This is a genomic window from Streptomyces sp. NPDC046727, assembly GCF_040645635.1.
In the GTDB taxonomy this organism is placed as follows: domain Bacteria; phylum Actinomycetota; class Actinomycetes; order Streptomycetales; family Streptomycetaceae; genus Streptomyces.
Genome location: NZ_JBEYYR010000014.1, coordinates 181,177 through 202,292 on the forward strand (window position 1 = coordinate 181,177; position 21,116 = coordinate 202,292).

The 21,116-nt window shown below is 72.4% G+C and carries 16 protein-coding genes; 10 read left to right on the top strand and 6 right to left on the bottom strand.

All coding sequences use genetic code 11. The features are described 5' to 3' along the window. Window positions 1–13: 13 nt before the first annotated feature. From asnB to ABZ937_RS19870, 6 genes are all read right to left on the bottom strand, one after another. Entirely contained in the window at window positions 14–1,948 is a 1,935-nt protein-coding gene (gene asnB / locus ABZ937_RS19845) for an asparagine synthase (glutamine-hydrolyzing) (RefSeq protein ID WP_361693495.1), read from the bottom strand. Between the two features lie 3 nt (window positions 1,949–1,951). Beyond that, window positions 1,952–3,505 carry a Wzz/FepE/Etk N-terminal domain-containing protein gene (locus ABZ937_RS19850; protein WP_361693497.1) on the bottom strand — a complete coding sequence of 518 codons (1,554 nt, stop codon included), beginning with the start codon at window positions 3,503–3,505 and terminating at the stop codon, window positions 1,952–1,954. Beyond that, entirely contained in the window at window positions 3,502–4,869 is a 1,368-nt protein-coding gene (locus ABZ937_RS19855; RefSeq protein WP_361693499.1) for a Wzz/FepE/Etk N-terminal domain-containing protein, read from the bottom strand. Before ABZ937_RS19855 ends, ABZ937_RS19850 begins: the two co-directional genes overlap by 4 nt. Continuing rightward, a complete protein-coding gene (locus tag ABZ937_RS19860) occupies window positions 4,866–6,131 on the bottom strand; it encodes a glycosyltransferase family 4 protein (protein ID WP_361693501.1) in 1,266 nt (421 codons plus the stop codon). The genes ABZ937_RS19855 and ABZ937_RS19860 overlap by 4 nt, the downstream gene beginning before the upstream one ends. Then, complete coding sequence (locus tag ABZ937_RS19865; RefSeq protein WP_361693503.1) at window positions 6,121–7,449, bottom strand: nucleotide sugar dehydrogenase; 1,329 nt, start codon at window positions 7,447–7,449, stop codon at window positions 6,121–6,123. Before ABZ937_RS19865 ends, ABZ937_RS19860 begins: the two co-directional genes overlap by 11 nt. A 70-nt stretch (window positions 7,450–7,519) precedes the next feature. Continuing rightward, the gene (locus tag ABZ937_RS19870; RefSeq protein WP_361693505.1) at window positions 7,520–8,998 is read right to left on the bottom strand and encodes a sugar transferase; all 1,479 of its coding nucleotides are present in this window, start codon (window positions 8,996–8,998) and stop codon (window positions 7,520–7,522) included. A 1,097-nt stretch (window positions 8,999–10,095) separates the two neighbouring features. Here ABZ937_RS19870 and ABZ937_RS19875 point away from each other — a divergent pair. From ABZ937_RS19875 to ABZ937_RS19920, 10 genes are all read left to right on the top strand, one after another. Then, entirely contained in the window at window positions 10,096–10,875 is a 780-nt protein-coding gene (locus tag ABZ937_RS19875; RefSeq protein WP_361693507.1) for an SDR family NAD(P)-dependent oxidoreductase, read from the top strand. Between the two features lie 56 nt (window positions 10,876–10,931). Then, a complete protein-coding gene (locus ABZ937_RS19880) occupies window positions 10,932–11,969 on the top strand; it encodes an Inducer of phenazine A (RefSeq protein ID WP_361693509.1) in 1,038 nt (345 codons plus the stop codon). Between the two features lie 165 nt (window positions 11,970–12,134). Next, window positions 12,135–14,282 carry an iron-containing redox enzyme family protein gene (locus ABZ937_RS19885; RefSeq protein WP_361693511.1) on the top strand — a complete coding sequence of 716 codons (2,148 nt, stop codon included), beginning with the start codon at window positions 12,135–12,137 and terminating at the stop codon, window positions 14,280–14,282. A gap of 132 nt (window positions 14,283–14,414) precedes the next feature. Continuing rightward, on the top strand, window positions 14,415–16,253 hold the full coding sequence (locus ABZ937_RS19890) for a carbamoyltransferase (protein WP_361693513.1): 1,839 nt from the start codon (window positions 14,415–14,417) through the stop codon (window positions 16,251–16,253). A gap of 68 nt (window positions 16,254–16,321) precedes the next feature. Next, window positions 16,322–16,471, top strand: a complete 150-nt coding sequence (locus ABZ937_RS19895; protein WP_361693515.1) for a hypothetical protein — start codon at window positions 16,322–16,324, stop codon at window positions 16,469–16,471. A 43-nt stretch (window positions 16,472–16,514) separates the two neighbouring features. Further along, a complete protein-coding gene (locus ABZ937_RS19900; RefSeq protein WP_361693517.1) occupies window positions 16,515–17,468 on the top strand; it encodes a TauD/TfdA family dioxygenase in 954 nt (317 codons plus the stop codon). Between the two features lie 37 nt (window positions 17,469–17,505). Beyond that, window positions 17,506–18,759, top strand: coding sequence for an ATP-grasp domain-containing protein (locus ABZ937_RS19905; protein WP_361693519.1), 1,254 nt, complete (start codon window positions 17,506–17,508; stop codon window positions 18,757–18,759). Between the two features lie 161 nt (window positions 18,760–18,920). Beyond that, window positions 18,921–19,211, top strand: a complete 291-nt coding sequence (locus tag ABZ937_RS19910; protein ID WP_361693521.1) for a hypothetical protein — start codon at window positions 18,921–18,923, stop codon at window positions 19,209–19,211. Beyond that, window positions 19,208–20,470, top strand: a complete 1,263-nt coding sequence (locus ABZ937_RS19915) for a biotin carboxylase (protein WP_361693523.1) — start codon at window positions 19,208–19,210, stop codon at window positions 20,468–20,470. The genes ABZ937_RS19910 and ABZ937_RS19915 overlap by 4 nt, the downstream gene beginning before the upstream one ends. Next, window positions 20,467–21,116 (top strand): carbamoyl-phosphate synthase domain-containing protein (locus ABZ937_RS19920; RefSeq protein ID WP_361693525.1); only part of this gene is annotated, 650 nt, incomplete at its 3' end. The genes ABZ937_RS19915 and ABZ937_RS19920, both read left to right, overlap by 4 nt.

Consider the following 21,116-nt stretch of genomic DNA (forward strand, 5'->3'; position numbering starts at 1 on the left):
GAACTCCTGATTCCTAAGCCGTCAACCGAGTGCTCTGGCCGGACCCGGAGGTCGCGTCGCGATACCAGTACTCGAGGGTCAGTACGTGCCACAGATGCTTGGAGAAGTCCCGCTGCCCGGCGGCGTCCTCGGCGACCATCCGCGCCAGCGCGTCGCGGCGCAGGAACCCGGAACGGACCAGCTCGCCGTCGTTGACCACCTCGCGCACCAGCGGTGCCAGGTCCCGGCTCATCCAGGCGCGCAGCGGCGCGCTGAACAGGCCCTTGGGCCGGTACACGATCTCCCGGGGCAGGACCGAGGTGGCCGCCTCCTTGAGGACGGCCTTGCCCTGCCGCCCGACGATCTTGCGGTCGCCGGGCACGGTGAACGCCGCCCTGACCACCTCGACGTCCACGTACGGCACCCGTACCTCGGTCGACGCGGCCATGCTGGAGCGGTCCGTGTACGCGAGGTTCAGTCCCGGCAGGAACATCCGGGCGTCGGTCAGGCACATGCGGTTGACGAAGTCGTCGAGGCCGTTGTCCTGGTAGACGTCCTGATGCTCGGTCAGCACGTCGTCGACCGTTCCGGCCAGGTCCGGATCGAGCAGGGCGAGCAGTTCGCCACGGTCGTACATGGTGTAGCTGCGCCGGAACGCGGTCTCCTCCGGCAGATCGGCGAAGGAGAGGAACCGCTTCGCGAAGCGCACCGACCGGTACCCCCGGCGGGACGTGGCGACCGGCAGCCGGTCCACGGCCCTGGACACGCCGCGCCGCAGCGGACGCGGGACGCGCTGGTAGCGCAGCGCGATCAGGTTGGCCAGGTGCTTGCGATACCCGGCGAACAACTCGTCGGCGCCCATCCCCGAGAGCATCACCTTGACGCCGGCCTCCCGGGCGGCCGAGCAGATCAGGTACGTGTTGATCGCGGCGGGGTCGCCGATCGGCTCGTCCAGGTGGTACGTCATCCGCGGCAGCAGGTCGAGCACGTTCGGGGCGATCTCGATCTCGTGCAGATCGACGCCGAACCGCTCGGCCACCTGCCGGGCGTAGCGCAGGTCGTCCGGCATGGCCTCGAACCTGGCGTCCTCGGCGCGGAACCCGATCGTGTAGGCGGAGATCCCGGGCCGGTGGCGGGCCGCCAGCGCGGTCAGGTAGCTGGAGTCGAGGCCGCCGGAGAGGAAGGTGGCCACGGGTACGTCGGAGAGCAGGTGGCGCCGGGTCGACTCCTCGACGACGGCGGCCAGGTCCGGCTGCTCGCCGCTGCGTGCCCGCTCCCGGCCCTCGGCGGCGACGTCCTTCAGGTTCCAGAACCGGCCGCGCTCCACCCGGCCGTCGGGCCGGCATCTGAGCCAGCTCCCCGGCGGCAGCTTCTCCGCCTCGCGGAACGCGCACCGCGAGTCCGGCACCCAGTAGTACAGCAGCGAGGCCACCAGCGCCGCATGGTCCACCTCCAGCGCCCCGCCGGTGACGGCGGCGAGCGCCTTGAGCTCGGAGGCGAACACCAGCCCCTCGCCGCGCCGGAGCAGGAACAGCGGCTTGATGCCCAACTGGTCGCGGGCCAGGACCAGTTCACCGGTGCGCTCGTCGAACATCCCGAACGCGAACATGCCGCGCAGCCGGGGCAGACAGTCCGTGCCCCAGCGCCGCCACGCCTCCAGCAGCACCTCGGTGTCGGAGGTCCCGCGGAAGCGCACACCGGCGGCGGCCAGCTCGGCACGCAGCTCGGGCGCGTTGTACAGCTCGCCGTTGTACGTCAGGACGAGGCCGCCCGAGACCATCGGCTGGGCGCCGGTCTCGGACAGGTCGATGATGGACAGCCGGCGGTGCCCGAGGTGCACTTCGCCGTCACCGGCGGGGTGGCTGTAGCGGCCCGCCCCGTCCGGACCGCGGTGGGCGAGGATATCGGTGAGCCGGTCGGTGACGGCTTTCCCGTCCGGCCAGTGGTACGTGCCTGCGATGCCACACATGTCCTACCGCGCCTCCTGGTCGTTGTCCGGGACCCGTGTGGCCCACATGGGCAGCCGCTCCGTGCGTCGCCGGCCCTCCCCCACTGCCTGAACTGCGTGGGAGGTACCCCCACCTTGCTGCCGGGCCAACCGCTCGCCGTGGCCCCGCAGCGCGATGTGCAGCCCGTCCCACAGCGTGCCGTCGGTCCGGTCACGGGGATCGGGGTCGATCAGCACCACACCGATCACCGGGATGCGCTGGTCCGCGAGCTGCCGTCCTACGGTGTGCAGCCATGCGGCGCTGCCGTGCCCGGCACGCACGACGAGCACGGTCTGGGTGCCGAGGTACTGGAGGTCGGTCCACGCGGTGCCGGGCGCGACCGAGCCGACGCCGATCCGCAGCCCCTGATCCGGCACGGCCGCGGCACGCTCGCCGCCGACCACGGTCGGGTCTCCTGGCTTCGGCCGGCGGCGGGCGAGCTGCGGGCCGGGCAGACCGTCGACGACGGTCACCGGCCCCTCCGCCACCAGCGCCCTGGCGACGTCCAGGGCGATCACGCTCGTACTGCGCGCACAGCCCAGTTCCAGCAGCGACAACGGTTCCGCGGAGTCGCGCACGGTGCGGGCCAGGGAGGCGGTGAGCCGTTCGCGTGCCGCCCGGGTCCGCCGGCGCTGCCACAGCCGGCCCGACCGGCGGGGCAGCTCCGCGATGACCGAGGCGCCCAGGTTCGCCGCGATGTCCCGGCGCAGCACGGGGCGGTCCGCCACCACCGTGCCGACCGCGGCCAGCGCGAGCCCGAGGACCAGCCCGAGGACCAGTCCGATCGCCGCGTCGGTGGCAGCGGCCCTGGGCAGGGAGTGCCGCACCGCGCGCGGGGCGTCCACGATCTGCGTGCCGGCGACGAGCCGGGGCGTGCCCATGCGCGCCTCCTCGGCACGCTGGTCGAAGTCGGTGATCCGCGAGGTGAGTTCGGCCCGGCGGGCGAAGAGCGACTCCCTGCCCGCCGACGCCTTCGGGTCGCTCTCCGGCGGTCCTTCCCCGATCGCCTTGTTGACCTCGGCGAGTTCCTTCCGCATGCGGTCACGCTGGTCCAGCAGGGCGTTGGCCTCGGCCTTCGCGGTCTCCCGCATCCGCCGCACATGGTCCGCGACGAACGCGTCGGCCAGCGCCTTGGCCCGGGCCACCGCTTCCGCGTCGCTGTCACCTGTCACATCGATCTGCAGCAGGTTGTTGGTCAGGCCGGTACCCCGGTAGTCCCCCATGAAGTCCTCCGGGCTTTCCGGGGACTTGAGGGACCGCAGGGCCTCGCCGGCGATCCGCGTGGTCTGCAGCAGCGCGACATCGGTGCGGATCAGCGTTCCGGTGTCGTTCGGCTGGTCCTCCTTGTGCGCGACCAGCACCTTGGTCACCGCGGCCGGCGGAGGCGGCAGCAGGACCGCCATCGCCGCGCCGACCAGCAGCCCCAGCAGCGCCAAGGAGCACCAGAGGCGGCGGCGCCTGCGCACCGCCACCACCAGCGCCTGCAGATCCAGCAGCGGAGCGGCGGCCGACGACTCCGACGTCTTGCTCGTCGTCACACCGAACCCCCCGTCGCGTGGCCGCGGACCGCGAACGCCAAAGTGGCCTCGTCCGCAGGCGGGCCGGCGGACCGCGCCGGACGGGCCCGGACCGTGCCGGCGACGACGATGCCGACGACCTCGTGCCCCGCGTCCGCGCACGCCTCGGCGACGCCGGCGAGCTCCGCCGCGGTCCAGCTGCCCGCGCTGAGCACCACCAGGGCACCGGACTCGGTGTCCCGGTCGGGCACCAGCGGCCGGGACACCGAAACCCCCACCACCCGCAGCAGCGGATCGCTCTCGGCCTCGGCGACGAGCTGCCCGGCGGCCCGGCGGGCGATCTCGTCGCCGTCCGGTACGACGGCCAGCAGCCGCCGGGGGGCCGGCAGCTGTTCGCGGAGGCGGGCGCACACCCGCCGGTAGCGGGTCCGCCGGCCGGCCTCGTCGCCGGAGGACTGCGGGGGCGGTACGTCCCACGGGGTGTCGACACCCAGCAGCCGGCGGATCCGGGCCCGCGAGCCACGGTCCTTCGGCCGGTGCGCGGCCCGTTCACCCGGTACGTCGACGGTGCCCAGCAGCGCGGAGCCCAGCGCCGCGGCGATCTCCGGCGCGGTACGCAGCCGGCGGCTCATCCGCGCGGCGGTGAGATGGCCGATGACCGTGAGCAGGAAGAACAGCAGCGCCCCGGCGACGATGAGCTGCGTCCTCGTCGGTGCTGCCTCGCCGGTCGGCCGGGCCGCCGGCCCCATGACGACCATGTTGGCCTTGTCGGTCGCCGGGTCGGCCTCGTCCAGCTTCTTCATGGCCTCCTGCAGCGCGGTACGCAGCTTCTCCAGCTCGGTGCGGGCCTGCACGCTCTCCACGCTCTGCCCCGTGTCAGCCGCCTCGGCCAGGTCGGTGATACGGCGGTTGGTCTCCTCCACCCGCTTCCGCAGCGTCCCGGGCCCGGCCGCCGATTCGGGATCGGTGCCGTCGCCCGCGAGCCGCGCGGCGAAGGTGACGAACTGCTGGGCCACCTGGTCGGAGAGCCGCTGCGCACGCTCCGGGGTGTCGGCCGTACCCGAGATCTTGATGATGTTCCCGTCGGCGGCCGTGGCGCTCACCCGATCCCGCAGCTCGCCGCCGCTGACCCCGGGCCAGCCGAGTGCGGTGGCCGCGCGGTCGATCACCACCGAACTGGTCGCGATCTGCGCCTGGGTCAGCAGCTCGCGCTCCTCCCACTGCCCCGGCAGCAGTACCGATGCCGACGTCGTGTACCGCGGCGGAAACAGCAGAGAGGCGCCGTAGCCGACGAGCGCGCCCACCACGGCGAGGATGGCGAGAAGCCGCCGGCGCCGACGGAGAATCCGCCCGATCGTGACCAGGCGTATCGTGTCATCGCTCAACTGCGCGGCCTCTTCCCTGCCCGGTGCGGGGCGCCCGCCGACGCCGGAGCGTGGTCACGGCAGGCAGCGGTGTAGGCGGCGAGCATCGACGCTTGCGAGTTCCGCCAGGAGAGCGGCCCGTTGATCCGCTCCTGGCCGATCTCGCCCATCCGGGCCCGCTTCTCCGGATCGTCCAGCAGCAGCGCGATGAGCTTGGCGAACTGGGCCTCGTCGTTGGCGGGCGCGTAGACGGCGGCCTCACCGGCGGAGACCCGCGCCTCCTTCAGGTCGAAGGAGACGATCGGCCGGCCCATCGCCATGTACTCCAGGACCTTGTTCATGGTCGACACGTCGTTGAGCGGATTGCGCGGGTCGGGGGAGAGGCACACGTCCGCCGTGGACAGGTAGCGCACCAGGTCGGCGTCCGGGATGCGCCCGGTGAACTGCACCTGCTCCGAGAGCCCGAGCCGCCCGGACAGCTCCACCATCGCGTCGAAGGCGTCGCCGGAGCCGACGAACACCGCGTGCCAGTCGGTCCGCCCGACCTCGTCGCGCAGCTTCGCGAGGGCCCGCAGGGCGTAGTCCACGCCGTCCTGAGGGCCCATGACGCCGAGGTAGCACAGCAGATGAGGCTTGCCGCGCTTCAACTCCGGCTCGGGCGGCACCGGTCGGAACCGCTCGGTCTGGGGCGCGCTGCGCACCACGAAGACGTCCTCCGGCCGCTTGCCGCCGCGGCGCATCGCGACGTCCCGGTAGCTCTCGTTCGTGGCGAGCACGATGTCCGCGGCCCGGTAGGTCCGACGCTCCAGCGCACACACGCCGCGGTAGAGCAGGTCCTTGCCGCGGTCGAACCGGGAGAGGTACAGCTCGGGTACCAGGTCGTGCTGGTCGAAGACGAACCGTGCCCCGCGTCGCTTCAGCCACAGGGCCGGCAGGAACAGCAGGTCGGGCGGGTTGCAGGCGTGGACCACGTCGACCGGGCCGACCTTCCGGGCCAGCCGCATCGTGTGCCACAACGCCGAGCCGTACTCCTTCAGGTAGCCGGCCGGACCTCCGGTGGCCGCGCGCAACGGGTAGCGGTGGATCCGCACCCCGTCGATCACCGCCTCCGGCTCCGTGTCGCGCTTGGTGCCCTGCGGACAGATGACGTGCACCGTCCAGCCCGCGTCGCGCAGCGTCGTGCACTCCTGCCACACCCGCCGGTCGAACGGCACCGACAGGTTCTCCACCAGGATCAGCGCGCGCCGGGCCGGCCCGGCGCCGCTGGTCGTATCACCAAGCAAGGCCCACGTACCCCGGTTCGGTCCGGCGCGCCTCGGCGTCGGGAAGGCGGATGAGGTCGACAAGCACCGGGCCGTCGCCCTGGGGCGGCAGTGCCGACAGCACGGCCGGGTCCCTGGTTCCGACCAGGCACACCTCGGCGTGCTCCAGCACCTCGCCGACGGAGTCCGCGAGCAGCTGCGCGAGGTGCGGCAGCCGGTTCTCGATGTACTCGCGGTTCGCGCCGATCAGCCGGGAGAGGTTCACGTTGGCGTCGTAGATCCGCAGGTCGTACCCCTTGCCGAAGAGCCGCTCCGCCAGCTCGACGAGCGGGCTCTCGCGGAGGTCGTCGGTGCCGGGCTTGAAGGACAGCCCGAACATGCCTATGCGGCGCTTGCCGGTGCGCTCGACCAGGTCCACCGCGCGTTGCAGATGGTCGGAGTTGGAGGGCAGCACATGGGCGAGGATGGGCACCGAGACGTCGGCCCGCCGCGCCGCGTGGACCAGGCTGCGCAGGTCCTTGGGCAGGCAGGAGCCGCCGAAGGCGAAGCCGGGCCGCAGGTAGGCGGGGCTGATGTTCAGCTTGCGGTCGGCCAGGAACACGTCCATCACCTGGTGCGAGTCCACCCCGAGCGCCTGGCACACCGCGCCCAGCTCGTTCGCGAAGCCGATCTTGAGGCCGTGGAACGCGTTGTCCGCGTACTTGATCGCCTCGGCCGTCGGGACCGGCACCCGGAACACCTCGCCGGGCAAGCCGTCGTACAGCGCCAGCACCGCATCGCCGCTCGCCGGGTCGAGCTCGCCGATGACGGTCTTGGGCGGGTCGAAGAAGTCCCGCACGCTCGTGCCCTCGCGCAGGAACTCCGGGTTGACCGCGACCCCGATGTCCACCCCGGCCGTGCCGCCGACGTACTTCTCCAGGATCGGCACCAGCAGGTTCAGGCAGGTGCCCGGGAGCATGGTGCTGCGGAACACGACGGTGTGCCGGCCCCCCTTCTTGGCCCCCTCGGCCAGCACCGCGCCGATCTCCTCGGTGACCCGCTCCAGGTACGTGGTGCACAGGCTGCCGTTGGGCTCCGACGGTGTGCCCACGCAGACCAGCGACACCTCGCTGCCCATGATCGCCTCCCGGACGTCGCCGGTGGCGCGCAATGCTCCGGTCCGCACGACCTCGGCGGTGAGCTCGCCGATCCGCTCCTCGACCACCGGGGCCTTGCCGTCGTTGACCAGGTCGACCTTCACCTGGTTCACGTCCACCCCGATGACCTCGTGACCCATGCTGGCCAGGCACGCGGCCGACACGCAGCCCACGTAGCCGAGCCCGAAAACGCTGACTCTCATGACCCGTTCCTCCCCCCAGGCAGGCCTGCCGGCCTGCGTTCCGCGCGCCCGGCCGGACGACCCCCGCGCATCAGTAGGCCCCCTGCCCGTAGAGCACCGCACGCAGCGTCTTCCACAAGATCACTGTGTCCAGGGCGAGCGACCAGTCCTCCACATACCGCAGGTCCAGCCGGACCGCCTCCTCCCACGACAGGTCGCTGCGTCCGCTGATCTGCCACAGACCGGTGAGTCCGGGCTTGACCAGCAGCCGGCGCCGGATGTCCGGGCCGTACGCGGCGCACTCCTCCGGCAACGGAGGCCGCGGCCCGACGAGCGACATCGATCCGGTGAGCACGTTGAAGAGCTGCGGGAGCTCGTCGATCGAGTAGCGGCGCAGCACCGCTCCGACCCGGGTCACCCGCGGATCCCGGCGCAGCTTGAACAGCGGGCCGGCGCCCTCGTTGCGGTGGGCCAGCTCGGCACGTGCCCTGTCGGCGCCGGCGACCATGGTGCGGAACTTCAGCATGGTGAACTCGCGGCCGTCCTTGCCGACCCTGCGCTGGCGGTAGAACACCCCACCCCGGCTGTCCACCAGCACGAGCAGCCCGACGAACACCATCAGCGGCACGAACAGCATCAGCAGGATCGCCGCGCCCATCCGGTCGACGACCTCCTTGACCGCCCGGCGGCCCCCGGTGAAGGTCGGCATGCTGACCCGCAACAGGGGGATCCCGAGCACCGCGTCGACGTGCAGCCGCGGGCCGGCCACCTCCATCAGCACGGGGGCCACGACCATCTCGGCGTCGCTTCCTTCGAGGTTCCAGGCCAGCCGCTGCAGCCGGTCCGGTGACCAGTGCGGGTCCGGTGTGACCGCGACGACACGGTAGCCGTCGTGGCGGACGTGCTTGGCGACGTCCGTCAGCCGGCCGACGACCCGCACTCCGTCCAGGTGGTCACCGTCGAGCCCGCGACCGTCCGTGGTGCACACCGCCTCCACCCGCCAGCCGAGATGCGGGAACTTGCGGGTCCGGGTGATCAGGTCGCGCACGGTGGCCGGGCTCCCGGCGGCGAGCACCGGTCTCAGGCACCGGCCCTCCTTGCGCTGTCTGTGCAGCCAGAGGCGCAGCACATAGCGCGCGGTCATGGTGATGAGCGCGATCGCGGGGATCGCGACGAAGATCCAGAGTTTGATGTTGCGCGAGGTCAGGGCTATTCCGCCGAGCGCCAGTACGACGGTCGCCGTGAACAGTGAGCGTCCGAGTCTTCGGAATTCCTCGGCGCCCTGGCCGAGCACGGCCGGCGCCCACGACCGGCTCACCGCAAGCGCCCCCAGCACCAGCAACTCGGTGCCGAATGCGAGAATCCCCCACTTCTCGTGCCAGTTGGCCGCGTCCCGGGCCCCGAAGAAATTGCCGATCGCCGCCACCACGAAGGCAGTGGCCACGGTATCGCTGATGATCACGACACGGCGGTACCGCTGCTCCCAATCGCTCGCGGGCTGGCTGGTCGACCCGTTCGCCAGACGCCCGCGCGTTGACGGAAACGGGCTGACTAATCCCCCTCGCCGCACAGAACCCCCCAGGTCCCCAGTGGTTCGACGTGTTCGCCTAGCACTGTCCCTCCCCTCGGGAGGCCCCCCGGCCCCCCGCCGCGCTGTTCCTCCCTGCGGGAGGCCCCCGCCCGCCCCGCATGGCATACCGGCTATTTCAGCGCTGCTTGAACAACCCCCCTGGCGGCAGCGGACTCGCCTGCCCGGCCAGACTTTCGAGATACGCGGGAACCCGTCGAAACCCCGGATGCTCCCCGCACCCAAGGCCCCCTTTCGGGCTCCGCGAATTGATCAACCCCACGTCCGGCGCCGGGGACGCGACTGCTGGCTGCCCGTAGCGCCGGACCTATAGATCATCATTTGTCGCCTCGTGTCCAAACATGTGAAGCACGGGTCAATCTAGACCATGGGGGCCCTCCGAAGAAGGGATGTGTGTGGAATTTGTGCTCAAGGCTTGAAGCTGCATCCACCGATCGATGCCCGCCTACAGGTGCCTTGATGCCACCGCACACTCCAGCACCTCAACCGCCCCCGGGCGCCTCTTCTGCGCCGGTAGTGCCCGGCGAGCTGCGGCGGCCCTTCCGCGGCGCCCGGTCCGGCAACGACGTCCCGCTGTCCGCGCACAGGGCGTGCCGCTGCGCCGCCCGAGGCGGGGAGCGACCGACCGGGCCGGCGAATACGACTTGATCGTGTCGGTGTTCGATGAACGGCCGATGCGAACGGCCCGGCCGGCGGGGGCATTCGGATCCATGCCCCGCGGTCGGCACGCCGTGGTGCGGGGCGGGTCCGCTCCGGCGGGCTCCGTGCAGTCCGCCCGGGCTACGAGCGGGACGTCAGGCGATCCACCGCGCGCGCCGACGGGCCGGTGCCGGGGTCAGGCCGTCGGCCGCCGCCGAGGCCATCCGCTGCACGGTCTGAGGAGCACTCAGCCCCCTTCCAGGAGCCGCAGTGCTCCGCGCCCCGCCCGTTTATGTCCGCCCTGCGGGTTCCCGCATTGCAGATTCCCGAACTGTGAGCGGGGTTCAACCGGCGCCGCCGAGCGGCAAAGCTCTGACTGCACGAGGAAACGACCGAGGCGAATCTCCGGGAAAAGCCGGGGAATCCTCGGCCGCATCGAAATGCGGGACGAGAGAAAGGCGGTGGCGTCGGTGGCCGGAAAGGCCGTGGTGACCGGGGCGAGCAGCGGAATAGGCGCGGCGACCGCGCGGCGACTGGCGAAGGACGGTTTCGAGGTCGTGGCCGTCGCACGCCGCGCGGAGCGGTTGCGGCAACTCGCCGAGGAGACCGGTGCGCGACCGTACGCGCTCGACGTGACCGACGACGAGGCCGTACGCCGCTTCGCCGCCGAACTCGGCTCCTGCGAGGTCCTGGTGAACAACGCGGGCGGCGCCCTGGGCGCCGAGTCCGTGGCCGAGGCGGCCCCGGCGGACTGGGAGCGGATGTACTCCGTGAACGTGCTGGGCACCCTGCGCGTGACCCAGGCCCTGCTGCCGCTGCTGCGCGCCGGCCGGGGAGGCACGGTCGTCACCGTGACCTCCACAGCGGCCTTCACCGCGTACGAGGGCGGCGGCGGCTACTGCGCGGCCAAGTACGCGGAGCGCGCGCTCAGCGAGACGCTCCGGCTGGAGCTGTGCGGCGAGCCCGTCCGGGTGGTCGAGGTGGCGCCCGGGATGGTCAGGACCGAGGAGTTCGCCCTCAACCGGATGCGCGGCGACGCCGAGCGGGCCGCGGCGGTCTACGAGGGCGTCGACCACCCGCTCACCGCCGCCGACGTCGCCGAATGCGTCGCGCTGGCTGTCGGGCTGCCCCAGCACGTCAACGTCGACCGCCTCGTGGTCCGCCCGCTGGCCCAGGCGGCCCAGCACAAGCTGCACCGGGGCCCCCTGCTGCGCCCCTGAGCCCCTGCCGCCTCCCTCATCCGCCCTCATCCGCGAAAGCCGAGGAGTGCCCCGACGTGAAGCTCCACCGTGACGAACTGACCCCGCAGATGCAGGAGTACACGCGGTTCGACGACCGCGGCGAGGCCCGCTACCTGCCCTACCTGATGTACTTCCACCGCGCCGACTACCGGTCCGCCGTCATCAACACCGACCGGGCGGGTTTCCGGATCTCGCACGGCCCGAACGGGGAGACGGCCTCCGCGGCCGGGAACATGCCCGCCGGACCGGTGCGGCTGATCTCCGGCAGCTCCACCGTCCTCGGTATCGGCGCCACCAGCGACGCCACCACGCTCGCCTCGCAGCTGTGGCGCAAGCACGCGCCGTCCGCGCCGTGGCTCAACTTCGGCGGCCGCTGCTACAACTCCACTCAGGAACTGCTGCTGTTCACCCTCCACCGCCATCTGCTGCCCGAGATCGAGGAGATCGTCGTCTTCTCCGGGCTCAACGACCTCACCGTCGGCAGGCTGCCCGAGTGGCAGCAGGGGGACCACGGCGCGTTCTGGTTCTGCGGCGAGTACTTCGACGCGATGGAGGAGCTGCGCGAGAGCAACCGCAAGGCGGCCGGCTCCAAGCTCCTCGGCCGCCGCGCCGAGCGCCGCCGCACCATCTCCACCCACGACGACGTCCGCCGCGACATCCCCGCCGTCATCGACTCCGCCGCCGAGCTGACCCTGCGCCACCTGGACAGCTGGCGCCGGCTGGCCGGTCCGGCGGCCCGGCTGACGTACGTGCTGCAGCCGATGGCGCTGTGGATGCGGGACCGGCACGCGCCGCAGGAGCAGCTGCTCTTCGACGAGATCGACCGCATCTCCAAGCTGGGCACCTGGGAGGCCCTGTACGGCGACATCTCCCGCAAGGAGGTCGCCCGCGCCTTCTCCGACAAGCTCCAGGCCGGCTGCGAGAAGCTCGGGATCCGCTACGTCGACCTCAACCCGGTCGTCGCCGAGGCGGTCACCGAGCGGGACTGGGTCTACGTGGACCGGGCGCACTACACCGACCACGGCTATGACCTGGTGGCCCGCGTTCTCGCCGAAACCCTCGGCCTTTCCTGACCCCCTTTTTCCCGCGAAAGAAGGCGATTCCGCATGTCTCTGCTGCGCAAGCTCGCAGACCTTTTGTTCCGGCGCAAGAAGCGCGCCAACCGCAAGAACGACGCGTCCATCTACCCGATGTTCTGAGCGAATTCCCCGGCAGACAGGTCTTTCGAAAGGAGAAGGATGTACGACGACATCGGCCCCGCCCGGGCCGTGTACGCGTACGCCGCCGACCCCGAGGCCTCGGTGCCGGACGGCGGACTCGTCGAGGAGGCCCGCGCCGCGCTGCGCCGGCCGGCCGTCGCGGACGGCCCGCTCGACGACCTCGTGGTGCGGGCCGCCGACTGGGCGGCGGCCGAGGGTAAGCGGTTCACGGGCCTGCTCGACGCCGGGCACCAGGAGGGCCGGCCCGCCGGGCACGAGGAGGTGCTGGTGCGCCGGGCCGTGCTCGGCTGCGCCCCGCTCGCCCTCGTCTCCGGTGCCTGGCTGCAGTGGCTGAGCGCCCCGGGCGACTTCGAGGTTCCGGTCGTGCTGCGGATCCTCGCGCTGTACGCCGACGACGTGGGCGCCGGTCATCCGCACGCCTCCCGGGGCAGCGCCTTCCTGGAGCTGCTGCGCCGGCTGCGGCTCGCGGAGCACGCGGTCCCGGCGGCCCGGCTCACCGGCGACCAGCGGGTGCCCGAGTCCGCGTTCGTCCTGCCCGGCCTGCTGCTGGCGATGAGCAGGCGGCCGGACGAGTTCCGCGGCGAGCTGCTCGGCGCCGACCTGTGCCTGCGCACGGTCGGCCTGCTGCCCGCGCTGACGATGGTCAGACGGGCCCGGCCGGCCGAGTGCGACTGGGACGCGGTGGATCCGTCGGCGCCGCGGCAGGCCGAGGCGGAGCGGCCGGACCGGCAGTGCCGGGCCCTGGTCGACGAGCTGGTCGCCGAGGAGGGCGACCGGGCCGCCGAGGCGGTGCGGCGAGGCTTCGCCGGAACGCTGGGCGCGCTGCGCGAGTGGTCCGAGACGCTGTACGCGGAGCTGGTCGCGGCCGGTGACCCGGCCTTCGACATGGCGGAACTGATGCGGCAGCGCTCCCGCGAGGGCGCCGTCTACCACCACCAGTTCCAGCTGGAGGGCAAGCCCCTCGCCCGCTGGCTCGCCGAGTGCCGCACCGACGCGGGCCCGCTGCTGGACGCCCTGGCCCGCAGCAAGCTCGTCAAGCCCGGGCGGGCCTCCGCCAGCGCGCTGGTGAGGGGGCTGGTCGGCGAACGCGGGCCGATGTTCCGGGTGTTCTCACCGGAGGACCTGAACGTCATCCGGCGGTGGATCGACTCCCTGCCGGCGACGCCCCCGGCGGAGGAGCCCGCCGGGGACCGGACGGGTACGCGGGTAGCACCCGCCGCCCCCGCCGAGGCGGCCGCCGCCCTCCGGGCCGGCCACCGCTCCCCGGGCCGCGCACCCTCCTCCGTACGCGAGGCCTACCACCTGCTGATGCGCCGCACCGACACCCCGGCGCTGCGCTCCTGGGCGAAGAGGTACGTCGCCGGCTGGCTGGCCCGGTCGGCGCACGGTATGGACGAGCGGACGATGCCGCTGCCGGCGCGCTGGGGCCGGGAGGGGCTGCGCCCCTGGCTGCAGGAGCGGCACGACCGGCACGGGGCGGAGTTCGAGCAGAACGCGGAGGTCCCGCTGCCCTCGCGGGAGGCGGTCGTCGACGACACCGTACAGACGGCGCCGCTGACCCTGATCGACGGCAGCTGGCTGCAGGGGTTCACCGACTACGAGCAGGCGTCCTCGGAGATCGGGCACTCGCTGTTCGAGACGTACTGGGACGAACTCGGCAACGGCGAGCCCCGGCTGAACCATCCGCTCATCTACCGCGACGTCCTCAAGGAGATGGGCGTCGACCTGCCGCCCACCGCCTCGGCGGAGTTCGCCCACTGGCCCGGCTTCCGGGACGAGTCGTTCGAACTGCCGGTGTACTGGCTGTGCGTCGGCAGGTTTCCGAGGACGTTCCTGCCCGAGGTGCTGGGGCTGAACCTGGCGATGGAGCTGTCGGGCGTCGGCGGCACCTACCGCAGAGCCCGGCTGGCGCTGAAGGCGTACGGCTTCAGCACGCGCTTCGTCGACATCCACAACACCATCGACAACGTCGCCACCGGCCACTCCGCGTGGGCCGCGGACGCGGTGGACACCCTGATGGCCGCCCTGCCCGACACCCCTGGTCCCGGCGGCCGTGCGGAGACCTGGCAGCGGGTGCGGACGGGCTACCGCTCGCTGAACCCGCCGAGCGGCGTGGGCGCCCGGCTCGCCGCCCGCCGCGGACGGCTCGCGGGCCGGCGGGGATGAAGCCGCGCCACCCCCGAAACCCCGCGCCGCCCCGAGACCCCATGCCACCGCGAGACCCCATGCCACCCCCGAGGCCCCGCGCCCGATCGCAAGCAACCCATCCCGCCCCCGATTCCGTGGAGGAACACAGCGGTGTCTGACCTGATCCTGGGAGTGTCGGCCTTCTACCACGACAGCGCCGCGGCGCTGATCGCCGACGGCGTGCCGGTCGCGGCCGCTCAAGAGGAACGTTTCAGCAGGCGGCGGCACGACCCCTCCTTCCCCTCGGCGGCCATCCGCTACTGCCTCGACGAGGCAGGCGTGACGCTGGACGACGTGTCCGCCGTCGCCTACTACGAGGACCCCCGGCTGAAGTTCCGCCGGGTGCTGGCCACCTTCCTCGGCGCCGCCCCGACCGGCTTCGCGTCCTTCCGCGACACCCTGCCGTCCTGGCTCGGGCCGGGCGGCAAGCTGCGCACCGCCGACCGGGTGCGCGCCGAGCTGGCCGACCTGAACCTGGGCCGGGTGCCGGAGCTGTCCGTGCGCCGGCACCACGAGTCGCACGCCGTGTCGGCCTTCTTCCCGAGCCCCTACGAGTCCGCGGCCGTCCTGTGCATCGACGGCGTCGGCGAATGGGCCACGACCACCCTGTGGCACGGCCGCGGCACCGAGCTGACCCCGCTCGCGGAACTGCGGTTCCCGCACTCGCTGGGCCTGCTGTACTCGGCGTTCACCTACTTCTGCGGCTTCAAGGTCGACTCCGGCGAGTACAAGCTGATGGGCCTCGCCCCCTACGGCAAGCCCCGCTACGCCGACCTCATCCGCGAGCACCTCATCGACATCAGGGACGACGGCTCCTTCCGCCTGGACATGCGGTACTTCGAGTACCTGCGCGGCCAGGTGATGACCGGCCGCGGCTTCGAGAAGCTTTTCGGCGGACCCCGGCGCACCCCCGAAGGACAACTCACCGAGCGCGAGTTCGACCTCGCGGCCTCGGTGCAGGCCGTCACCGAGGAGGTCGTGCTGCGGCTGGCGCGGACCGCCCGCGAACGCACCGGCGAGTCCACGCTGTGCCTGGCGGGCGGTGTCGCCCTCAACTGCGTCGCCAACGGCAAGATCATCGACGCGGGCGTCTTCGACGAGGTGTGGATCCAGCCGGCCGCCGGTGACGCAGGCGGCGCGCTCGGCGCGGCCCAGGCCGTCGCCATGGAGCGCGGGGTGCGCCGCGACCATCCCGCCACCGGACGCGACGCGATGAGCGGCTCGCTCCTCGGCCCCGGCTACGACGACGAGGAGATCGCCGCCTATCTGGAGTCCCACGACATCCCGCACCAGCGGCTGGACCCCGAGACGCTGGCCAAGGAGGTCGCCGAGGGACTGGCCGACGGCAAGATCGTCGGCTGGTTCCAGGACCGCATGGAGTTCGGGCCGCGCGCCCTGGGCGCCCGCTCGATCATCGGCGACCCGCGCAACCCGGACATGCAGTCCACCATGAACCTCAAGATCAAGTTCCGTGAGTCGTTCCGCCCGTTCGCCCCCGCCGTACTGGCCTCCGACGCCACCGAGTACTTCGACCTGCCGCAGGAGAGCCCGTACATGCTCGTGGTCTCGCAGGTCGCGGCGGCCCAGCGGCTCGACGCCGACAGCGCCGGCGCGAGCGGCCTGGACCTGCTGAAGGTCCACCGCTCGACCATCCCCGCCGTCACCCACGTCGACCACTCGGCCCGGGTGCAGACGGTCACCGAGCACAGCAACCCCGCCTACCACCGGCTGCTGACCGCGTTCAAGGCCCGCACCGGCTGCCCGGTGCTGGTCAACACCTCCTTCAACGTGCGCGGCGAGCCCATCGTGAACACCCCGCACGACGCCTACACCTGCTTCATGCGCACCGACATCGACATGCTCGCGCTCGGCAACTTCCTGCTGGAGAAGAGCGCCCAGCCCGCCTGGTCGGAGGAACACGACTGGCGCGCCGAGATCCCGCTCGACTGACGCACCGCCGACCGAGACGCCCCACGAACCCCGGCGCCCCGCGGGGGCGCCGGGAGAACGGACCACTCATGCGCACCTTCCTGCTCTTCCTCCTCTACTGCCTGGTCGTGACGCCCGCCGGCCTCGTGAGCCGGGTCGTCAAGGACCCCATGGCCCGCCGCCGGCCCGCCGGCACCCAGACCTACTGGACCGCGCCGATCCCGGCCCGGGCTCGCTGAAGGCGAGCGGCCAGGTGCGCGCACGACCGATGGGAGACACACGATGACCAGCCTGCTCCAGTTCGCCCGGCACCACATCGAGGACAGCGTCCGGGACCTGCTGGACAAGGAGATTTCGGAACGCGTCTCGGAGACCCGGCTGGACTCCGACCTCGACGACGCCATCCTCGCCGGCATCGGCGCCTACGCGCTCAGCCGCCACCTCCCCGGTGACGTGCTGCAGAGCATCCAGGTGTTCACCGCCGCCGCGCGGCACGCCCTGGTGCTGTCCAACCTGCCGGCCCAGAACTTCCCCGCCACCCCGGTGAGCGGCTTCGGCGACGAACCGGAGCTGGCCGTCACCAACGCCATCCACCTGGGGCTGATCCGCCTGATCGGCTGCACGCCCTTCGCCGTCGCCTACGAGAACGACGGCCACCTCATCCGCAACGTCGTCCCCAACCCGGCGGCCTGCGGCACCACCAGCTCCTGGGGAGCCGACTCGGAGTTCTTCTGGCACTCCGACAACCCCCACCAGCCGTTCGGCCGGCCGGGCTCCGACCCACGCCTGTACACCCCGCCGTACCTGACCTTCTACGCGGTGCGCAACGAGGAGCAGGTGCCGACCGAGATCGCGGCGCTCGACGACGTCATGGTGCGCCTGGACCCCGAGACCCGGCGGATCCTCCAGACACCCGAGTTCGAGGTCGGCGCGCCCGACTCCAACGACGGCGGGGCCACCCGCCCGCTGCGCGAGGCCGCGGTCATCGAACCCGACGGCACCGGACGCCACCGCGTCCGCTACGACCGCGGCACCACCAGGGGCATCACCGACCGAGCCCGGACCGCCCTGGAGAGCTGGTCGCAGACCCTGACCACGATCCCGGGCGCCGAACTCGTCCTGGACACGGGCGACTTCATGATCTTCGACAACCACCGGGTGCTGCACCGCCGCAAGGCCTTCACCCCGCGCCCCGACGCCACGGCCCGCTGGCTGCGCCGCTGCTACGCCGCCTGAGACCGGCCACTGCCACCACCCGCACGAAGGGAACCCCATGAACACTCACCGCGTGGCCGTCATCGGCGGCCGACCGGCCCCGATCGCCGGCGCCAAGCAGCTCGGCATCGATGTCGTCCTCGTCCACGAGGAGGGCGCCTACGACCCGGCCATCGCCGAGCACTGCGAGCGCATCGTGCACGCCCCGATCGCCGACGGGCAGGCCATCCTCGACATACTGAAGCCGCTGCACGACGAGCGGCCGTTCGACCGGGTGCTCACCACCACCGAGCCGGCCGCCGAGTCCACCGGGTTCGTCGTGGACGCGCTCGGACTTCCCGGCGTCACCGAGGCCACCGCCCGCGCCCTCAAGGACAAGGCACTCACCCGCGAACTGCTCGACAAGCACGGCCTGAGCCCCGTCCGCTACCGGATGGTCGAGAGCGCAGCCGAGATCGCGGAGTTCCGCGCCGAGGTCGGCGAGCGGATCATCGTCAAGCCGGTCGACGGCGTGGCCAGCCTGCACATCCACCCCGTGGACAGCCTCGACGACGCCGAGCGGGCCTGGCAGGCGCTGTGCGAGGCGGGCATCACCGGCATCATCGCCGAGGAGTACCTCGACGGCCCCGTGGTCAGCGTCGACTCCTTCTCCTACGAGGGCCGCCACCTGCCCATCGGCTACTCCGAGTACCGCATGAACGAGCGGTACGTCGAGTGGGAGGTGAGCACCCCCAGCCGGTACGCGGCGCCCTGGCTCGCCGAACTCCGCGAGCTGACGCCGCAGCTGCTGGACGCGGTGGGCCTCACCGAAGGCCCCTCGCACAGCGAGTTCGTGCTCACCGAGAAGGGTCCCCGGGTCCTCGAATCGCACGCCCGGCTGGCCGGCAGCGGCGCCCCCGAACTGGTCCGCCGCGCCTTCGGCCTGGACCTGAACCGGATGTTCCTCACCGTTCCGCTCGGCATCGACGAACTGCCCGCCACCTCGCCCGAGCCACTGGGCGGCGCGGCCGTACGGTTCTTCACCCCCGAGCCCGGCACGGTCACCGCCGTCGAGGTCGCCGAGGACGCCGCCGACGAGGTGCGCACCATCCCCGAGGGCGAGGTCCCGTACGTCTTCCTGCCCTACCTGGACGAGTTCCGGGACACCGAGGTGGCCGCGGTGATCGGCAAGAACGCCGGCGAGACCGTGCCGCCGCTGCTCACCGTCGCCGACTGTGTCTCCGGCTACGCCATCGCGTCCGGCCGGGACGCCGACGACGCCGTCGCCCGGACCGAGGCCGTCAACGCGAAGATCCGCTTCGAGACGCGCTGAGCACGCCGTCCGCCGCACCGGACCGCTTCTCCGGCCGGGCGGCCGGGCCCCGCATCCGCCGGCGCCCGGCCGCCCGGCCCGCCTCGTGCACGCCCAGGCACCGCCTGGCCGCGACGTCCCACGAGGCCCGGCCCGCACCGACCACTGGGAGGGAACCGCCTGTGAACCCCATCGCCTCGACCGTCCCGACGGCCAGCTCCGCGTCGGACCCCGTCACCCAGCTGAACTCCGCCCGGCGCATCGTCCAGGAGCGGTACACCGACGAGCAGCCGCTCATCCGGGCCGCTCTCCACCTGATCGACTGCGCCACCGACATCGTCGCCGGACTGCCCGAACCCGACCTCGACGCCTGCCGCGACGCCCTCGGCTCCGCCCGCGCCGCCGTGGTCTCGGCGGCCTACGCCGTGGGCCACGTCCGCGACCTCGTCGCGTCCGGAACGGAGCACGCATGAACCGCCACGTCGTCATCCTGCACCGCTGGCGCGACCGCCACGCCCGCTACGAGGACTACCTCGACCACCGCACCCACCACGTCACCTACGTCACCACCGCCCTCGCCCAGGACTCCGTGCCCGCCGACGCCGCGGCCGTCGTGGTCGTCCCCGCCACCGACGACACCGCCGCCGTCTGGCGCGCGGTCACCGAACTGCGCGCCCGCTTCGGCCCCCCGGCCCGGCTGCTCGCCCTCAACGAGGGCGACCTCGACACCGCCGCCGCTATCCGCGACCGCCTCGGCTGCGCCGGCCAGACACCGGCCGAACTGGCCCGCTTCCGCGACAAACTGACCATGAACCGGCTCGTCTCGGAGGCCGGCGTCCCGACCCCCCGCTTCGCCGACGCCCCCGACGAGCACGCCGTACGCGCCTTCGTCGACCGCCACGGCCTGCCCGTCGTGGTCAAGCCCCGCCGCGGCACCGCCAGCCGGGGCGTCGTACGTCTCGCCTCCACGGCCGACCTGCCCCAGCCGGCCGCGCTGCCGCCCGAGCCACGCCTGGTGCAGGAGTACTGCCCCGACGACATCGTCCACATAGACGGCCTGTGGACGGGCGACCGCCTGGGCCCGTGGCGGGCCTCCCGCTACGTCAACACCTGCGTCGACTTCACCCAGGGCGAGGCGCTCGGCTCCGTGGAGATCGACGACCCCGAACTGCTCACCGCGCTCGGCGAGTTCACGGCCAAGGTCGCGGGCGCGCTCAGCGGCGAGGCGTGGGTGTTCCACCTGGAGGCCTTCGTCGGCACGGGTGCCGACGGCCGCCCCGCGATCCGCTTCCTTGAGGCTGGCTACCGGGTCGGCGGCGCGGAGATCCCGTTCGTCTGGCGCGAGGTGCACGGCATCGACCTGATGCGGGCCGCCGCCGACATCCAGCTCGGCCGCCTCCCCGAGCTGCCCGTCCCCGACCGCTGGCGCACCGGCGGCTGGCTGCTCGTGCCGTCCCCCGTCCCGGCCCCCTGCCGCGTGGTCAGCCACGAACTGCCCGCCCCGCAGGACCCCGCCGAGGCACCGTACGCCGCCGTCGTCCCCGCCGCCGGCCAGGTCATCCCGCGCGTCGGCGGCTACGAACACGTCGGCGCCCGCTTCCGCTTCCGCGGCGACTCCAGCGGCGAGGTGGAGAAGGCGGTCCTGCGCACCGCCGCCCAGTTCCGCCTGGAGTGCGTCGCCCAGCCCGAACACCCAGGCGGTGGCCGCCCGGCATGCGGCCTGGACCGATGAGCGCCGGCGGCCCCACCACGGCCGTACTCGTCCTGGAGGACGGCCGCATCTTCCGCGGTCGCGCCTACGGGGCCGTGGGGGAGACCTTCGGCGAGGCCGTGTTCTCCACCGGTATGACCGGCTACCAGGAGACCTTGACCGACCCGTCGTACGACCGTCAGATCGTGGTGGCGACGGCCCCGCAGATCGGCAACACGGGCTGGAACGACGAGGACGACGAGTCGGGCCGTATCTGGGTCTCGGGCTACGTCGTGCGCGACCCCGCGCGCGTGCCGTCCAACTGGCGGGCCAGGCGTTCCCTGGACGAGGAGCTGGAGCGTCAGGGCGTGGTCGGTATCTCCGGCATCGACACCCGCGCGCTGACCCGCCACCTGCGCGAGCGTGGCTCGATGCGCGCCGGCGTCTTCTCCGGCGAGGCGATCGCGGCGGAGGCGGAGCTGCTGGAGCGGGTGCAGGCCCAGCCGCACATGAAGGGTGCGAGCCTGTACGAGGAGGTCGCGACCAGGGAGGCGTACGTCGTCCCGGCGATCGGTGAGAAGCGGTTCACGGTGGCTGCGATCGACCTGGGCATCAAGGGTATGACCCCGCACCGGATGGCCGAGCGCGGCATCGAGGTGCACGTGCTCCCGGCGACGGCATCCGCCGA

Excerpts from the sequence above, each read along its gene's own strand:
- asnB (WP_361693495.1), bottom strand. The coding sequence starts at position 1,948 with ATGTGTGGCATCGCAGGCACGTACCACTGGCCGGACGGGAAAGCCGTC.
- ABZ937_RS19865 (WP_361693503.1), bottom strand. The coding sequence starts at position 7,449 with ATGAGAGTCAGCGTTTTCGGGCTCGGCTACGTGGGCTGCGTGTCGGCC.
- ABZ937_RS19875 (WP_361693507.1), top strand. The coding sequence starts at position 10,096 with ATGCGGGACGAGAGAAAGGCGGTGGCGTCGGTGGCCGGAAAGGCCGTG.
- ABZ937_RS19885 (WP_361693511.1), top strand. The coding sequence starts at position 12,135 with ATGTACGACGACATCGGCCCCGCCCGGGCCGTGTACGCGTACGCCGCC.
- ABZ937_RS19895 (WP_361693515.1), top strand. The coding sequence starts at position 16,322 with ATGCGCACCTTCCTGCTCTTCCTCCTCTACTGCCTGGTCGTGACGCCC.
- ABZ937_RS19900 (WP_361693517.1), top strand. The coding sequence starts at position 16,515 with ATGACCAGCCTGCTCCAGTTCGCCCGGCACCACATCGAGGACAGCGTC.
- ABZ937_RS19905 (WP_361693519.1), top strand. The coding sequence starts at position 17,506 with ATGAACACTCACCGCGTGGCCGTCATCGGCGGCCGACCGGCCCCGATC.
- ABZ937_RS19915 (WP_361693523.1), top strand. The coding sequence starts at position 19,208 with ATGAACCGCCACGTCGTCATCCTGCACCGCTGGCGCGACCGCCACGCC.